Below are 13722 nucleotides of genomic sequence, written 5' to 3'. Positions count from 1 at the left end.
TGAGGAAGAGCCATGGACGCCTCAGTCAAGCCACCCGTCGCAAGACGTAAGCTCATCCGTCGCCATAGCCTTACCGTGCGCCTGTCACATTGGCTCAACGTTCTGTGCATGACCGTGCTTGTGTTCAGCGGCCTGCAAATATTCAACGCCCATCCCAGCCTCTATTGGGGTCAATATGGTGCGGACAATGATCCATCCTTCATTGCCATGCAAGCGGTGGAGGATGGTGATTCCGTCAAGGGCGTCACCCATATTGGCGGCCTGTCATTCAACACGACCGGCGTACTCGGCGTTTCCAATGTCGATGGCGTACCGACCGCCCGCGGCTTTCCCACCTGGGCGACGTTGCCGAGTTATCAGGACCTCGCCACCGGCCGCCGCTGGCACTTCTTTTTCGCATGGCTGTTCGTCATCAACGGCGTGATTTACATGGCTTACGGTTTTATCGCCCGTCATTTCCGCCGCGACCTGCTGCCGCGGCGAGATGAACTGACGCCCGCCTATCTCGGCCATGAGATTGCCGACCACGCCCGCCTGCGCTTTCCCAAGGGTGAAAAGGCGCGCCATTACAATGTGCTGCAAAAACTCACCTATCTGCTGGTGATATTCCTGCTACTGCCCGTGATGATCGGAACCGGCCTCACCATGTCGCCGGGTTTTGACGCCATCGCCCCTTGGCTGCTCGACGTGTTCGGCGGCCGGCAATCTGCCCGCACGCTGCATTTCATCACTGCCAATGCGCTCGTCGCGTTCGTCGTCGTCCATGTCGCCATGGTTCTAGTGTCCGGCGTTCTTAACAACATGCGCTCGATGATCACCGGTCGTTACACTATTCATGTGGAGCCAAAGCCATGAGCCGTCTTTTCACGCGCCGCCGGTTCCTGATCGGCTCGACATTCACCGCCTCCGCGCTCGGCCTTGGCGGCTGCGATGCATTGGTCGAAAGTCCCACGGTCCAGCAGACACTGCGCATGGCAGAAGGCCTGACGATGCGCACCCAACGTTTGCTGCTGGGTGACAACACGCTTGCCCGCGAATTTACCTCGGCCGACATCTCGCCGACCTTTCGCGCCAACGGCACCAGCATGCCCGATGGCGCGCAGTATCAGACGCTGCTTTCCCAGAAATTTTCGCAATGGCAGCTGGAAGTCGGTGGCTTGGTCGAACGTCCGACGAAACTGTCGCTGGCTGCCCTGAAAGCGTTGCCATCGCGCACGCAGATCACGCGCCACGACTGCGTGGAAGGCTGGAGCGCCATCGGCCAATGGACGGGCGTGCCGCTCGGCGCGTTGCTGGACAAGGTCGGCCTGAAGCCGGAAGCTCGCTACATCGTTTTCCACTGCGCGGACGAATACGAAAAGTCCCTCGATGGCAGTGGCTGGTATTATGAAAGCATTGACCTCGTCGATGCGTTTCACCCGCAGACCATCCTCGCCCATTCGATGAACGGTCACGACCTGGAAGTGCCGCATGGCGCCCCGCTCCGGCTGCGGGTCGAGCGGCAGCTTGGTTACAAGCAGGCCAAATACCTCTTGCGCATCGAGGCGGTCGCCGATCTTTCCAACCTTTATGGCGGCAATGGCGGCTTCTGGGAAGACCGCGGCTACGAGTGGTACGCTGGCATCTGATGTTCAGCAATCTGGTTCTCTGGGCGGCGTGACACGCCATCCCTTGTGAAAAGCCGGCAGATTTCCAACCCGCATCAGCCGGCAGTTTAAAACGATAGGGCTCTGAAAGGAAGAAGATATGCTATCCATTTCCAAGGTCATTTCCAGAACCGGTACGTCGGTCATCGCAGGCACTCTGCTGGCGATGTCTGCCGGCTTTGCCGCCCATGCCGCCGATCAGGTTCGCGTTCGCGGCACGGTGGAAAGCCTCGAAGGCAAGACCCTGTCGGTCAAAACGCGCGAAGGCACCGATGCCAAGATCATGCTCAAGGACGACTGGAAAGTCTCCAGCGTCGCCAAGGCCTCGATCGATGACATCAAGCCCGGAGATTTTGTCGGCATCGCTTCACTGCCAACCGCAAGTGGGGGTGACGGCGCGCTCGAAGTCCTGATTTTCCCGGCGGCCATGAAAGGCACCGGTGAAGGCAGCTATGCCTGGGATTTGAAACCGAACAGCTCCATGACCAATGCCACGGTCGCTGACGCGGTCAAATCGGTGGACGGCCATACCGTTACTGTCACCTATCAAGGCAAGGAAAAGAAGATTTCGATCCCGGAAGGCACACCGGTCGTCACATTCGCCTCTGCCGTGGAAACCGATATCAAGGCAGGCGCTACAGTGTTCGTGCCATCGGAAAAGGCAGCTGACGGTTCGATGACGAGCGGCCGCGTCGTGGTCGGCACAAACGGTGTCGTGCCGCCAATGTAAAAAATCAGTCACGATTTAGAGATTGGCGGCGAGGACAGTCCCCGCCGCCAATTACATTGACCTCCATGACAAAGAAACTCAGCAGTATTTTATACTTTTGGCTATAAACTATCTTGCCTTCGGTTCGATCCCTTTCAAGAGCTACCCCTGTTCATGCCCCTTTCTTATCCATAGCTCGCAGTGCAATCAGTGAGAAAGCAGTTCGCTGGATCAGTGGATCTAATCACTGAAACGCTGGCGATGTTTGCGGCATCGCCAGCCTACTTCTCTTCAAGCAGCTTCCCACACCTGGTTCAGTATTTTTGCCGCAAGTGCTGCCTTGTCCTGTGGAAGGAAACGTCCGTAATGCTGCTTAACCATCTCCGGCGTATCCTGAATGGCGTAGCTCGCCTGCTCATATGAGCCGGTGAGTTTCAGAATGTGCGTTGCCAACACGTCCCTGACATTGTGCGGGCCGTGTGGCAGCAAGCCACTGATCGCTCCGCGACCCGTATACGGGTTATAGATGCCGTAGCGTTGGATGATCAGACGCCAGGCTTCATAGAATGTTGTCTGATTATAGGCCGCGTCAGCGCTCGATAGCTTGACGGTTTTGACGAAGAAAGTACCCGGATCGATAGCCTGACCGAGTAGAACCTTACGATGACATCCGATGTAGGCGTTGATGTAATGATAGAGGTCGAGCAAGTCAGGCAGGATCAGCCTGAATGGCTTCGATCCGAAGAACGACGAGTTGGCGTTCTTGAACGCCACCGACGGGATCAATACTTCCCAACCTCGCTCTCTCTCGCTCCACCTGATTTCTCCGCGCCGCATTTCTTCAAGTCGCCTTTCAGAGGTGGGGAAGTGTCCACGCGGGCAAAACAGGAGTTGCCGCAGGTTCTTTTGACGTAGGCCGAGATGGAGGCCCAATCGCAGCATGAGGAACGAGCGTACGCATTCTGCTGCAGCTCTTGGGTAGCGGTCTTTGTCGGGCATACGGAGAAGGATTTCGTCCGTAATCTTGCGATATTCTGCAAGAGGGCTCGGCGCCTCAAGCACGCACATGATTGGCTCGAACGGGTCTCGGTGGACCCGCATGACCCGCTGGATTTCCCTGATGCGATTTCTCGCATGGGAATGAAACGCATCGCAGCAAGCGTGCCAATCACGCCGGGCGAAGGCAATCTGTTCCTTTGTAACCAAGCCACTTACCAGCACCACGCGCTCGATGAGTTCAGGATGCTGCCTGATCCAACCGGTTTCCTCCCGGGTAAGCGATAATGAGATGCTGAGCATGTCCGCTTCCCAAGCCGTGTAGAAGCCGCGTCGCCGCTCACGCCACTGTAGATACCAATCCCACACACCGGGAAAAACCAGGAGGCCGAAGGTCAATGCGTTCAGCGGCACGCCTCGACCGGCAACTTTGCCCTCAGGTGACGCAGCGAGAGCGCCAAACATCAAGCCAAGATGTTCTAGCTTCTGAGAAGCCGTCTCCTCGCCCCATACTCCATTGCGTTTGAAGCCGACTGCCGTCAGGGTCGCGGTCTTGAATGACATCAGATTGGCCATTTCGAGCGCAAGCTGGGCAGGTGCGTCGATTACCCCTGAAAGCATATCGGGGTCTTCCAGTTCCTCTTTAGTTTCTTCAATCACAGTGCGTGGTGACGTCATCGGTCTATGAGAGCCGCCGTAGGTTACGCCAGGAAACCGGATGGCATAACGTTGCTTCGTCGCCAGCGCCTGATAACGACGGTAGTCCGTCGCACCGGTTAAGATCACGCGCCTCACCCATTCAAGAATTTCAGCACGCTTTTCCTCCGGTAATGAATTGAAATCATCTGGCATATGCCATGCGAGACGTCGACGCTCTGCGGGCGAGACATCGTCACCAACGTCATATCCGACCCCGGCGCGAGACTGATGCGGAAGCTTCTCCTTGAAATAACCGAGTGGCAATCGGTAACGGCGTTCTATTCGATTGAGGATTTCCAGATTTGCCACACTACGTGGCACTTTCGTTCCCTTCAGCCAGCTCAGCAATGTCGTGGCTTCAAGAGTATCGCCGTCCCGGAATATGGCGCGATGCAAATGGTAATAGCTCTCACCGAAGCGGTCGATATGGAACTGGAGGGCTGCCTGAAAAGACACCGGTTCGTTGTAAGTCTCGAAGAGCGGTTCGGGAAACTCTTCAATGGGTTTCGCCTTCGGACCAGGTTTCAGGCGATTTCTCGCTTTAGCCGTCGTAGGGGTGCGTTTGCTTGAGAGACCTTTTGCGCGGCTGCATGTCTTTGTTTCCTTGCGGATGATTGAAGATTTTTTATGGCTTGGCCCCGTATCACCAAGCCAGCGCGAGATGGCATCGAAACCGTACTGCGCAACTCTTCTGAACTTCGCCGATGTTTGCTCAAGACCGCATGCGAACGAGATTTCTTCCCAGTTGGCGTGCCTGCCGAGCATTGGAGGAGGCATCCGGTCGTCAATAAGCCGGGTCATGTATTCTGAAAGTGCGCGAAATTGTCTTGCGTCTGTGAGCGGCGCCAACTTCATGTCGCAGAAGCTGGATATCTTGCGCCGAAAGACGATTGCCGATTGATCTATGCTCATTCAGGTTTCCCTTGCAGATGACAGCCCGGCCCGGGGGCGGCTGGCTAAGGGAATGAGGTTAACGAGATCTTAACAGCCTAAGATTGCTCAACAGAATATATGTGAGGCGCAATTTTGAACGAAGGCACTTCCGTTTAAGTAGGTTTTCGGGTGTGCTAGCTTCACCATTATGGGCAGGAGATAAGAAATCATGACGCGCGATATGGCGCTGGTCCGAGAGCTTTTGCTTAGGTTAGAAACCACAGAAATTGATGGCCCGGCGGTCTATTGTTAACGGGGAGTAGTCCTGAGGTTGCCGTTGAGGGGTACCGCGACAACGTTGTCCATTATCATCTACACTTGCTGGATGATGCCGGTTTCCTTATGCCGTTGAGGATCAAAAAGCAGCCTTCAATTTCAATAACCTTTCGTGGACTGAGTTGGAGCGGCCACGAGTTCCTAGACAGTGTCAGACGCAAAGATGTTTGGGATCATACCAACGCTATTTTGAAAAAGGCGGGAGGAGGCACCTTCGAGATCGCGAAGCAGTTTCTGTCGCTTATATTTCTGAGCAGCTATCGTCGCAGTTTGGTATCGCACTTAAAAAGTAGATTGGCGAAAAGACGAACACTAGATTTTGTAATTCAATTGCATTACTATTAGATATCAATCTGGAGATAGTGATGGCTGCCAATGCGCTCGTCCAAACTCGTATCGATGCTGACGTTCGTGACCGGGCGTCCCTAGTTCTTGAAGGTATGGGACTTACGGTGTCAGACGCGGTTCGCATATTGCTGACGAGAACCGCCAACGAGGGCGTATTGCCGCTTGAACTTATTTCAGGCAGCGAGGCTCATGATACTTGGTTTCGTGCCAAGGTGCTTGAGGCGCTGAATGATACAAGGCCGGATATTTCCGACGATGAAGTCGAGGCTCATTTCGAAAAGCGTCGGCAGACTGCGCGCAATAAGGCGGCGGGTATAACGTCTTGAGACTAACCTGGTCTGCGTTTGCCTTATCGGATCGCGATGCAATTTTTACTTTTATCGAGTTGGAGAACCCGGCCGCCGCCATTTTGGTCGACGAACGTATCGTCGTCGCAGTCCGTCGCCTGATCGATTTTCCAGCAAGTGGCAGAGTCGGGAGAATTGCTGGGACACGTGAGCTTGTAATCAGCGGAACGCCTTACGTCGCAGCGTACACAATCACAGAAGCTACGGTTCGAGTACTGCGTGTCTTGCACGGGGCTCAGGAATGGCCTGAAGCTCTTTCAACCAGTTAGCCTAAGCCTGATAGCTTTCGGATTAAGACGTTTGCGGTTCGATTCCTTTCAAGGCGTTGGCAGATCCTAACTGCCGACGTCCATCCACGTGACGCACTGTTTCTACAGCCTTTTCGGCCATTTCTGCGAGGCGTGCATCACTGTAATAATCTCGATGTCCTGCCGAACTCGATAAGGGATGATATAGGGAATGTCGGACAAAACAACTTCGCGCGTGCCGGTTATGCGACCGATACGACCAGCGGTCGGATGCTCTGCCAACATATCGACGGACGCTACAATCCGTGCAACGACCCGCGCAGCGGCATCGGGGTCTTCTTGCTCAATGTACGCACCAATTTCGTCAAGACGCTGCAACGCGCGCACTGTCCAGCGAATGCGCTTCTGCTTCATGACTGAGCAGTCGCCTTGATATATTTACCGATTACGCGTGCCACGTCTTCATCACTTGCGAATTCGCCCCGGTCCGCCTCGGCAATTCCGGCTTCAATTTCCGCAAGCTGCCATTCTTCGCGTGAAACGAAATCTTCAATGGCCTGCGCTGCCATGTAAGAGCGGGAACGGTCGAGCTTTTGAGCAATCTCGTTCAGGCGGTTGGCCACCTCGTCTGGGACGCGGATCGTGAATGCGGTCATGAAAAGACACCCTCTTGTTCCCCTTGAATATCGTTGAACCACTTTGGTTCGTCAAGGTTCAATGGATTAACTTCCAAAGTCTCTCCTGCTGTGCTGGGTCACCTTGGCCTATCAGATGATCTTTCCGACGATGGCGGCCGCCCAGGCACTTTGGCCAAGCTAAGGGCCAGCCTTCACGCCGCCATGTGCAAATCCCATATCTGCATCAGTTCCGTGACGGCATCGGTGAGATCGCCGCCATCACCGCCGTCACGTGCTTCACGTGCGATTCTCATTAGAAAGGTATGAAACAGGCTCGCCAGCCCGAACATTCGTGCTGCTGACAAGCTCTCCCGCATCGACCGCACGCCTTATGCAAGTTTCGATGGCCGCACGATTTCGCATCCGGTCGGCTGCTAACAGATCATCTACGTGATGATTTTTCGGCGCGCAATTGCTGGCCCCCGAGGATCGTTAGGCATCCTGGCGGGTGCGTCTTGTCGGTTTGCGTCTGTCCTGAAAGCCTCAGAGCTGTCTCGATATGGGCGGCATTCTTTTGGACGCCTATGGCCCTACGGCGTTTCCATGGGCACTGACCGTTCTGCTCGTCATCGCGCTTATGATCGCCTGTTCCGGAAGGGCGCGAGGATTTGCGCCAGGAGCCCGGCTGTCACAGGCGAAAGTCGTGAGACACCAACGCCTCCGGCAAACCAATCATCGGCCCCACCGCTTCCGGCGATGGGGCCTACGACCGAGATCAATATGTGAAGCCTTGTCTCCATTGAAGCATTCGGGCCATGACGACTTGTGGCCCAGACCGTCATTGCATGATCAACCCGCCATCAACTGCATATTGGCTTCCCGTGACGTAGGACGAATCCGAGGAAAGAAGGAAAAGGGCGACGGCAGCAGCCTCCTCGGGGGTGCCAACTCGGCCAAGAGGAACTTGATTCACGACAAAGCTCTCGAAACCCTGTCGTGCTTCCTCCGGAAGAAAGCTTCGAAAATTCGTCTCAATCGGTCCGGGCACAAGCGTGTTTACTCGAATTCCACGCGGAGCGAGGGCGGTAGCCCACGACCTAGCCATTGCGACAACTGCTCCTTTTGTTGCGGCATAGAGACCAGTTGCTGCCGCACCTTCGTAGATCGAGCTGGACGATGTAACGACAACCGACGCTCCGTCTGAAAGGTGGGGAGAAAGTGCGGCGAGTTGAAGCATCGGGCCGCGCACGTTCGTTGCCATCATACGGTCGAACTCGCTAGCGACCAACTCTTCCGGCGAACCGAGCGCTGCAAAAGCAGCGTTGAGCCATAGACCATCCAACGGACCCACCGAAGCAACAGCTTGCGCCAAAGCCGTAGCCGTCGTTTCTGCAGCGTCGTTTTTAATAATTACAGCGTTTTCTTGAAACTCCAGTTTCGCAGACGTGAGACGCTCCTCGTTCAATCCTGTCAAAAGGACCGTACCACCTTCGGCGATGACGCGCCGTGCCCCGGCCAAACCCATGCCGTTTGTGCCACCGGTGATTAGAATCCGTTTGTCGTTAAAGCGGCCCATTGTCATTTCCTCATGTAAAATTCCGTTTCGAAATATCGCTTTCTTCGCGCGTTTTGACATTGCTGACAATGACCGCAATGGGCGCAAAGCTGTGAAGATCGCCGAACCAAGTCGGCCATTTCGAAGAGCAAATAGTTGGGAAATTCGAAATTTCAGACAGACAGAACCACTGAACTAAGGGTCGGCGGTTCGATTTCATTCAAGGCGATATATTGTTATCTCTTATCGGTGTGAAAGCGACGTATCTTTGTGAGAACCATGACAATTTCACGAATGATGGGGAACGACGCTGTCACCGCTAACCGGGACATCTGAATTCTGGTGGCGGTCTACGGTGCTGCCAAGGATGTCGCGAATTTGATGCCGAAGCCAGCCGTTTGCAGGATCGCCATCGGCGTGGCTCGCCCAGACCATTCTCACCGCCGGAAACGACAGCCTCACGGGTACCGGGCTGACTTCGAGGCCGAGAAGTGCAGCGTAACGATCTGCAATCCTGCTCGGCACGGTGGCAATCACCGGTGCGACCTGCGCCGTCGATAGCACCGACATGTAGCCGGGTGCTGCTGTTATCACGTTCAGTTCGACACCGGCCAATTCCAAGGCGTCCTTGATGCAACCCTGTAATGTCTCGTTCTGGGAGATGGTCGCATGCTCTGCTGATAAATAGTCCGAGAGTTCCACCGGGTTCGATAAGGCCAGCAACGCTGGATTATAGCAGCAAGCCATTTCCGGTTCGTAGAGTGTCTCAAAATACCGTCGGCTCGTCTTCGTGTAGGTACATCCGACCGCGACATCTATGCTGCCATCTTCGAGCGAAGGCTCCATCGCCTCATATGGAAAGACCCTGGCCAGAACCTTGATGCCGGGTGCGTCGCGTCGCAGGCGCATCGTCAGTTCGGGGATCAGCAGCAACTCGATTTCGGGAGACATGGCGATGCGAAACGTCCGTTCTTCCGTCGTAGGATCAAACGCAAAGTTGCCGGTCAGCGCCATCTGTGCCTGGCGAAGGGCATGGCGGACAGGGGCGGCCAAGCTGCGCGCCCGAGCTGTCGGCTGCATCACCTGGCCGACCCGAATAAACAATTCGTCCTGCAGCAGGACCCGAAGCGTTGAAAGGGAATGGCTCATAGCAGGCTGCTGAATCTTCAGCCGTCGAGCGGCTTTGGTGACATTCCCCTCCGCAATGAGGGCGTCGAAGGCCACGAGAAGGTTGAGATCAAAAGAACGCAGATTGAAATGATCGATAGTCGTCATGAGCCACATCGATTTGATTGCTGGTGCCGCGATACATACGTGCTCTGCAGGTCAGTTCCAAGACCTTATCGTCAACAAGCCGCGCAGCGCCCAGGAGTTCCCATGCAGACCCGTCGTTCCCTTCTCATCAGCACAGCAGGCGCAGCCCTTGCTGCAGGTGCCATGACCAGCTTGCCAGCCGTCGCCTTGGCCAAGGCGCCAATGGTTGGTAAACAAGCCGCCAGCTTTTATCGCATGAAACTCGGTGACTACGAGATCACCGCGCTCTCTGACGGTACGGTGAAGCTGCCGATGTCGAAAATATACAAGCACATCACCGAAAGTGACGCAGAAACCTATCTCGCCGGTCATTTTCAGGCGGGTTCGGAAATTTCGGTCAACGCTTTTCTGGTCAACACCGGCGACAGGCTCGTTCTGATCGACGCTGGCACGGGTGATCTTATGGGACCGGCGCTTGGCAAACTCGTCTCCAACATCGAGGCCGCGGGTTACAGGGCGGATCAGATTGACGACGTCATCCTCACGCACATCCATGCTGACCATTCCGGCGGACTTATTGCCAATGGCAAGCGGGTGTTCGAAAACGCGATCCTGCACGTCAACCGTCGCGAAGCCGAGTTCTGGTTGAAAGCCGATGCCCAAGCCAAGGCTGACAAGGTTTTGGGTCCGCAGATTGCTCAGGCCGAGCTATGCGTCAGCCCTTACGTAGATGCAAAGAAGTTCAAAACCTTTGAAGATGATGCCGCCCCTTTACCTGGTTTTGGCTCGGTGCTGCGCGCTGGCCATACCCCAGGACACAGTGGCGTCTTCGTGGAAAGTCAGGGCGAGAAGATCGTCTTCTGGGGTGATATCGCGCATGGTGACGTGCTGCAATATGACCATCCGGAGGTCACCGTCGATTTCGACGTGGACCAGACGATGGCGGCCGCCGCACGCTCCGTTGCTTTTGCCGAGGCAGCCGATCAGGAATATCTCGTGGGCGGCGCCCATCACGCCTTTCCTGGCATTGGCCATGTCCGGCGCGACGAGGTGAACTACGACTGGGTACCGCTAGTTTACAGTGCCAATTACTGAGTTCGGATTAGGCTCCGTCTTACTGACGGGGCCAGATATCGTTTTGTCGGCGGGATGATGAATGGCGAGAGCTGAAGATCGACGCTTCCGCTTCTGTTCGATAGCACACGCCGTCCGAACTTGTGATCAAAGCCGAACTATTCACAGTTCAACCGTGGTGAGGTCTGCGCGCGCCCGGATCAGCCATCAGCCGGTTTCATAGCCAGGATTTTTGCCACAGAAATTGCTTTATCGGAGCGGGGAGCCGCCTCTGCCATTATATCAATCAATGCGCGGCATTCTCCTGCGCCTGTGGCCAGAAGTTCGCGAAAAGAACGGATGCGCGAAAGGGACCATAGCATACTGGCGGGGACCCAAGCCGGGCTTCTATCAAGCCACGCCTTTCCCGAAGGATAGAGCCTGTAGCCGTGCCCTCTTACCAGCCTGAAGCTCTCGTAGACGCCATGCGCGATGTTCAAAGCTTCTTTCCACGATGCGCCTGTGCCACGCCTTACACCTGCGATGGAGATGCTTTCGAATGCGACGCAGAGCGGCGCGTGGCATCGAAGCCAAAGCAGCATGTCAGTTTCGAGCACGGCGGGGAGGCCCGCTTGCGAAAACAGGTCGACCCAGCGCTGGTCGCTCAGTTTCGTTTTCTGTCCGGCGGCCCCGACGACGGCTTTCAGTCTGCCATCAGTATCGAAACTGGCTTGCACAAAGGGCATTCCGAAGGCGCTGCGCTCTGTACCGATCGCGTCCTGGAGGCGTTCGGGTTCGAAATTGTTGAACATGAAGAGGATGTTTCGGGCCGCACTTCTTTGCAATGCCGGCAGCACCGCATCGACCTGATGGGCAAGCAACGTTACGATGACAAGATCGTAGGGCTGATCTTCGTCCAGTTTGTCACTGACGCCGACTGCAACATGCTCGCCCTTTGTACTGACAATCCCGCTATCGGCCAGCAGTTGTCGAAGGCGGTCGGAACCTGGTCTTGCAATGACCATAACCTCGTGGCCACCACGACTGGCCAGGTGAAAGGCGAAAGTGCTTCCGATGCCGCCAACGCCAATCACGGCGATGCGAAGTGGGCATGAAGTGGAAAACGCGTTCATCGGTTACTTTCTTGCGGAAGGAGGGTTCGCCGGATGCCTACCAGGGGGAGTAGTCTTTGATTATCTGACTTGCTTGCCGCTTGTTTGCCATGTCTCATGCACGTCGCTCCAATCAGGAACGCTCTGAGAATAAAAGCCAAGTGTCTTTCCTGTCGCGATGGATCCGAACGCTTTCATTGCCTTCATGTGGGCGCCAGCGATGAGATATCGGCGCATGGCACCTTCGTCCGTCCAAACTGTCCTGGTGTGATGGACGCCATTGATCAGGCGCGCATCTGCGGCGATGTTACCTTCGGCTCCTCTCGCCTGTGCCATTGATCTGATTGCGTGCCACCAGAACTTGAAGAAATGGCGGCGTCCTTTGAGTCGAAGGCCGGTGATCGATATGTAGACCATTGTCATTTGTCATCCTTCCAGCCGATCGGTGCCGCATGAGCACACGGCCTACATTCAAGCGTCCTTATCTAGACACTGTCTAAATTGATGGCAGCAAATTTGACTCTGGTCAAGAACAATCTAGTCAGTGTAAGGATTGCGTATGAAGCCTTATCATCACGGATCACTTCGCCAGTCTCTGCTGGACGCCGCGGAGACCATTGTGAACCGCGACGGCATCGACGGGCTGACGTTGCGCGCCACCGCTCGAGAAGCGGGCGTCTCCCACGGTGCGCCAGCCCACCACTTTGGCGATCTCGCCGGTTTGCTGACAGAATTGGCAGCCTCAGGTTTCGTGCGGCTTCGAGAAACCGTGCTGGCAGAGGTAAACAACCCGGCCGCTCAGGCCGGGCCATCCGCTTATAGTGCAGCGCTTGGACGCGGTTACATTCGGTTTGCTCGCGCGCATCCAGGCATCTTTCTGCTGATGTTCCGCTCGGAGCGACTAGATTGGTGTTCTCCCTCCTTGTCAGTCGCAGGCCTGGCGGCTTTTGCACTCCTTTCGAGCCAAAGTACTGGAGAGATGTTAGAAGAGAACGGCCTTGAAAAGCTGATCGTCGCGAGCACCCGCTGGTCCCTGATGCACGGGTTGGCGACGTTAATCATTGATGGCAGGCTTGCAGCGATGACGCAGAGCGTCCCAGGTGCCGATCTCGAGGAACTGATTGGGCAGGTGCTCTTCCGTGGCCTGATCGACTAGACCGATCCTAACCACACAGATCAATGGACGTTGAAACGCGGCACTATCGTCAGTAGTGCCACGACCGTGGCAAGAAGAACTCCATAAGCCAGAAAAGCCGAGGGGCTACCGGACGGTATACCTTGTAGGACCAAGCTGTCATTGTGTGCCGTCCGGCAACCTATCGGTCTGTCCTGGAGGCTATGGGCGGGGGAGCGTTAAAAAAGGCCAGATAGAGAAACCAAGGTGGAGATAGCCCAGGTTTCACGACCAGGTCGGCTGTTACTGAAATACCGTCGCTCGTTTGCCTAGATTACCGAAACGTTCTCAGCTTTGGACTTACCTGTCTTGCGGTCCTGCCCGACTTCAAAGGTTACCTTGTCACCCTCTCGAAGCGAATTGCCCCGCTCCAGCGCAGAGACATGTACGAACACATCCTGTCCGCCATTTTCGGGCGTGATGAATCCAAAGCCTTTGTCATCGTTGAAGAATTTTACAGTACCCGTTGCCATGTTTTAACCTATGAAGTGATCGTTGCCGTACGACCAGAGTATCATTGAGACTGACTATTTAGACTATACGCGACGAAACTGAAAGAGCTCACCGTATGGGATGGTGTGGCTTGTCGTGCGCTCTAAACATAAAGCGGCGCGCGACGTCGCGGTAACCATTATAACCAAACCGCCGTTTGTCGCGGCAGGCGTCAGTCGTTGGTCTGTATTCACGTGCCGCCGCCAATCGAGTTGTCAGGATACGTCAGTGTAAGATCAAGCAGTGGTGTGGGGTGACATGAC

General features: G+C 55.5%; 17 protein-coding genes. 8 read left to right on the top strand and 9 right to left on the bottom strand.

All coding sequences use genetic code 11. From position 1 onward, the window contains the following. Positions 1-12 precede the first annotated feature (12 nt). The 3 genes from RRU01S_RS23580 to RRU01S_RS23570 all read left to right on the top strand — a co-directional run bounded on the left by RRU01S_RS23580 (position 13) and on the right by RRU01S_RS23570 (position 2376). The gene (locus tag RRU01S_RS23580) at positions 13-855 is read left to right on the top strand and encodes a cytochrome b/b6 domain-containing protein (RefSeq protein ID WP_045232679.1); all 843 of its coding nucleotides are present in this window, start codon (positions 13-15) and stop codon (positions 853-855) included. Continuing rightward, the gene (locus RRU01S_RS23575; protein WP_045232678.1) at positions 852-1628 is read left to right on the top strand and encodes a molybdopterin-binding protein; all 777 of its coding nucleotides are present in this window, start codon (positions 852-854) and stop codon (positions 1626-1628) included. Before RRU01S_RS23580 ends, RRU01S_RS23575 begins: the two co-directional genes overlap by 4 nt. 118 nt (positions 1629-1746) lie before the next feature. Further along, the gene (locus tag RRU01S_RS23570; protein ID WP_045232677.1) at positions 1747-2376 is read left to right on the top strand and encodes a hypothetical protein; all 630 of its coding nucleotides are present in this window, start codon (positions 1747-1749) and stop codon (positions 2374-2376) included. A 270-nt stretch (positions 2377-2646) separates the two neighbouring features. On the opposite strand, the gene RRU01S_RS23565 is transcribed toward RRU01S_RS23570, so the two are convergent. Beyond that, on the bottom strand, positions 2647-4962 hold the full coding sequence (locus RRU01S_RS23565) for a hypothetical protein (RefSeq protein WP_045232676.1): 2316 nt from the start codon (positions 4960-4962) through the stop codon (positions 2647-2649). Positions 4963-5229: 267 nt separating this feature from the next. Here RRU01S_RS23565 and RRU01S_RS26815 point away from each other — a divergent pair, with 267 nt between their 5' ends. From RRU01S_RS26815 to RRU01S_RS25615, 3 genes are read left to right on the top strand one after another with little or no spacing between them, the layout of a single operon-like run. Continuing rightward, positions 5230-5604, top strand: a complete 375-nt coding sequence (locus RRU01S_RS26815; protein WP_052816235.1) for a DUF2513 domain-containing protein — start codon at positions 5230-5232, stop codon at positions 5602-5604. 20 nt (positions 5605-5624) lie between these two features. After that, positions 5625-5933 (top strand): type II toxin-antitoxin system RelB/DinJ family antitoxin, encoded by a 309-nt coding sequence (locus tag RRU01S_RS23555; RefSeq protein WP_045232675.1) that lies wholly within the window; start codon positions 5625-5627, stop codon positions 5931-5933. Beyond that, positions 5930-6223, top strand: a complete 294-nt coding sequence (locus RRU01S_RS25615; RefSeq protein WP_081880185.1) for a type II toxin-antitoxin system RelE/ParE family toxin — start codon at positions 5930-5932, stop codon at positions 6221-6223. The genes RRU01S_RS23555 and RRU01S_RS25615 overlap by 4 nt, the downstream gene beginning before the upstream one ends. Before the next feature lie 102 nt (positions 6224-6325). Here the strand turns inward: RRU01S_RS25615 and RRU01S_RS23550 are convergent, their stop codons facing one another. From RRU01S_RS23550 to RRU01S_RS23535, 5 genes are all read right to left on the bottom strand, one after another. Further along, positions 6326-6616, bottom strand: a complete 291-nt coding sequence (locus tag RRU01S_RS23550; RefSeq protein WP_045232674.1) for a type II toxin-antitoxin system RelE/ParE family toxin — start codon at positions 6614-6616, stop codon at positions 6326-6328. Continuing rightward, on the bottom strand, positions 6613-6858 hold the full coding sequence (locus RRU01S_RS23545; protein ID WP_045232673.1) for a CopG family ribbon-helix-helix protein: 246 nt from the start codon (positions 6856-6858) through the stop codon (positions 6613-6615). Before RRU01S_RS23545 ends, RRU01S_RS23550 begins: the two co-directional genes overlap by 4 nt. A 173-nt stretch (positions 6859-7031) precedes the next feature. Beyond that, positions 7032-7196, bottom strand: a complete 165-nt coding sequence (locus RRU01S_RS26285; RefSeq protein WP_165572268.1) for a hypothetical protein — start codon at positions 7194-7196, stop codon at positions 7032-7034. Positions 7197-7657: 461 nt separating this feature from the next. After that, positions 7658-8395, bottom strand: coding sequence for an SDR family oxidoreductase (locus RRU01S_RS23540; RefSeq protein ID WP_045232705.1), 738 nt, complete (start codon positions 8393-8395; stop codon positions 7658-7660). Positions 8396-8662: 267 nt separating this feature from the next. Continuing rightward, positions 8663-9649, bottom strand: a complete 987-nt coding sequence (locus RRU01S_RS23535; RefSeq protein WP_045232704.1) for a LysR substrate-binding domain-containing protein — start codon at positions 9647-9649, stop codon at positions 8663-8665. A 102-nt stretch (positions 9650-9751) separates the two neighbouring features. Between RRU01S_RS23535 and RRU01S_RS23530 the strand changes: the two genes are divergently transcribed. Continuing rightward, positions 9752-10723 (top strand): MBL fold metallo-hydrolase, encoded by a 972-nt coding sequence (locus RRU01S_RS23530; protein ID WP_045232672.1) that lies wholly within the window; start codon positions 9752-9754, stop codon positions 10721-10723. A gap of 179 nt (positions 10724-10902) precedes the next feature. Here the strand turns inward: RRU01S_RS23530 and RRU01S_RS26810 are convergent, their stop codons facing one another. Both RRU01S_RS26810 and RRU01S_RS23520 read right to left on the bottom strand, forming a co-directional pair. Then, the gene (locus RRU01S_RS26810) at positions 10903-11814 is read right to left on the bottom strand and encodes a ketopantoate reductase family protein (protein WP_045232671.1); all 912 of its coding nucleotides are present in this window, start codon (positions 11812-11814) and stop codon (positions 10903-10905) included. 60 nt (positions 11815-11874) lie between these two features. Continuing rightward, on the bottom strand, positions 11875-12216 hold the full coding sequence (locus tag RRU01S_RS23520; RefSeq protein WP_202032952.1) for a hypothetical protein: 342 nt from the start codon (positions 12214-12216) through the stop codon (positions 11875-11877). Positions 12217-12352: 136 nt separating this feature from the next. Here RRU01S_RS23520 and RRU01S_RS23515 point away from each other — a divergent pair, with 136 nt between their 5' ends. Continuing rightward, positions 12353-12949 carry a TetR/AcrR family transcriptional regulator gene (locus RRU01S_RS23515; RefSeq protein WP_052816233.1) on the top strand — a complete coding sequence of 199 codons (597 nt, stop codon included), beginning with the start codon at positions 12353-12355 and terminating at the stop codon, positions 12947-12949. Between the two features lie 287 nt (positions 12950-13236). On the opposite strand, the gene RRU01S_RS23510 is transcribed toward RRU01S_RS23515, so the two are convergent. Then, positions 13237-13440 carry a cold-shock protein gene (locus RRU01S_RS23510; RefSeq protein WP_045232669.1) on the bottom strand — a complete coding sequence of 68 codons (204 nt, stop codon included), beginning with the start codon at positions 13438-13440 and terminating at the stop codon, positions 13237-13239. Positions 13441-13722: the final 282 nt, after the last annotated feature.

This window comes from Agrobacterium rubi TR3 = NBRC 13261 (assembly GCF_000739935.1).
Lineage (GTDB): Bacteria > Pseudomonadota > Alphaproteobacteria > Rhizobiales > Rhizobiaceae > Agrobacterium > Agrobacterium rubi.
This window is presented reverse-complemented; position numbering and strand designations above follow the sequence as displayed.

What these genes read in the sequence shown, in the direction of transcription:
- RRU01S_RS23580 (WP_045232679.1), top strand. Translation starts at nt 13, where the DNA reads ATGGACGCCTCAGTCAAGCCACCCGTCGCAAGACGTAAGCTCATCCGT.
- RRU01S_RS23575 (WP_045232678.1), top strand. Translation starts at nt 852, where the DNA reads ATGAGCCGTCTTTTCACGCGCCGCCGGTTCCTGATCGGCTCGACATTC.
- RRU01S_RS23570 (WP_045232677.1), top strand. Translation starts at nt 1,747, where the DNA reads ATGCTATCCATTTCCAAGGTCATTTCCAGAACCGGTACGTCGGTCATC.
- RRU01S_RS23565 (WP_045232676.1), bottom strand. Translation starts at nt 4,962, where the DNA reads ATGAGCATAGATCAATCGGCAATCGTCTTTCGGCGCAAGATATCCAGC.
- RRU01S_RS23555 (WP_045232675.1), top strand. Translation starts at nt 5,625, where the DNA reads ATGGCTGCCAATGCGCTCGTCCAAACTCGTATCGATGCTGACGTTCGT.
- RRU01S_RS23550 (WP_045232674.1), bottom strand. Translation starts at nt 6,616, where the DNA reads ATGAAGCAGAAGCGCATTCGCTGGACAGTGCGCGCGTTGCAGCGTCTT.
- RRU01S_RS23545 (WP_045232673.1), bottom strand. Translation starts at nt 6,858, where the DNA reads ATGACCGCATTCACGATCCGCGTCCCAGACGAGGTGGCCAACCGCCTG.
- RRU01S_RS26285 (WP_165572268.1), bottom strand. Translation starts at nt 7,196, where the DNA reads ATGCGGGAGAGCTTGTCAGCAGCACGAATGTTCGGGCTGGCGAGCCTG.
- RRU01S_RS23540 (WP_045232705.1), bottom strand. Translation starts at nt 8,395, where the DNA reads ATGGGCCGCTTTAACGACAAACGGATTCTAATCACCGGTGGCACAAAC.
- RRU01S_RS23535 (WP_045232704.1), bottom strand. Translation starts at nt 9,649, where the DNA reads ATGACGACTATCGATCATTTCAATCTGCGTTCTTTTGATCTCAACCTT.
- RRU01S_RS23530 (WP_045232672.1), top strand. Translation starts at nt 9,752, where the DNA reads ATGCAGACCCGTCGTTCCCTTCTCATCAGCACAGCAGGCGCAGCCCTT.
- RRU01S_RS26810 (WP_045232671.1), bottom strand. Translation starts at nt 11,814, where the DNA reads ATGAACGCGTTTTCCACTTCATGCCCACTTCGCATCGCCGTGATTGGC.
- RRU01S_RS23520 (WP_202032952.1), bottom strand. Translation starts at nt 12,216, where the DNA reads ATGACAATGGTCTACATATCGATCACCGGCCTTCGACTCAAAGGACGC.
- RRU01S_RS23515 (WP_052816233.1), top strand. Translation starts at nt 12,353, where the DNA reads ATGAAGCCTTATCATCACGGATCACTTCGCCAGTCTCTGCTGGACGCC.
- RRU01S_RS23510 (WP_045232669.1), bottom strand. Translation starts at nt 13,440, where the DNA reads ATGGCAACGGGTACTGTAAAATTCTTCAACGATGACAAAGGCTTTGGA.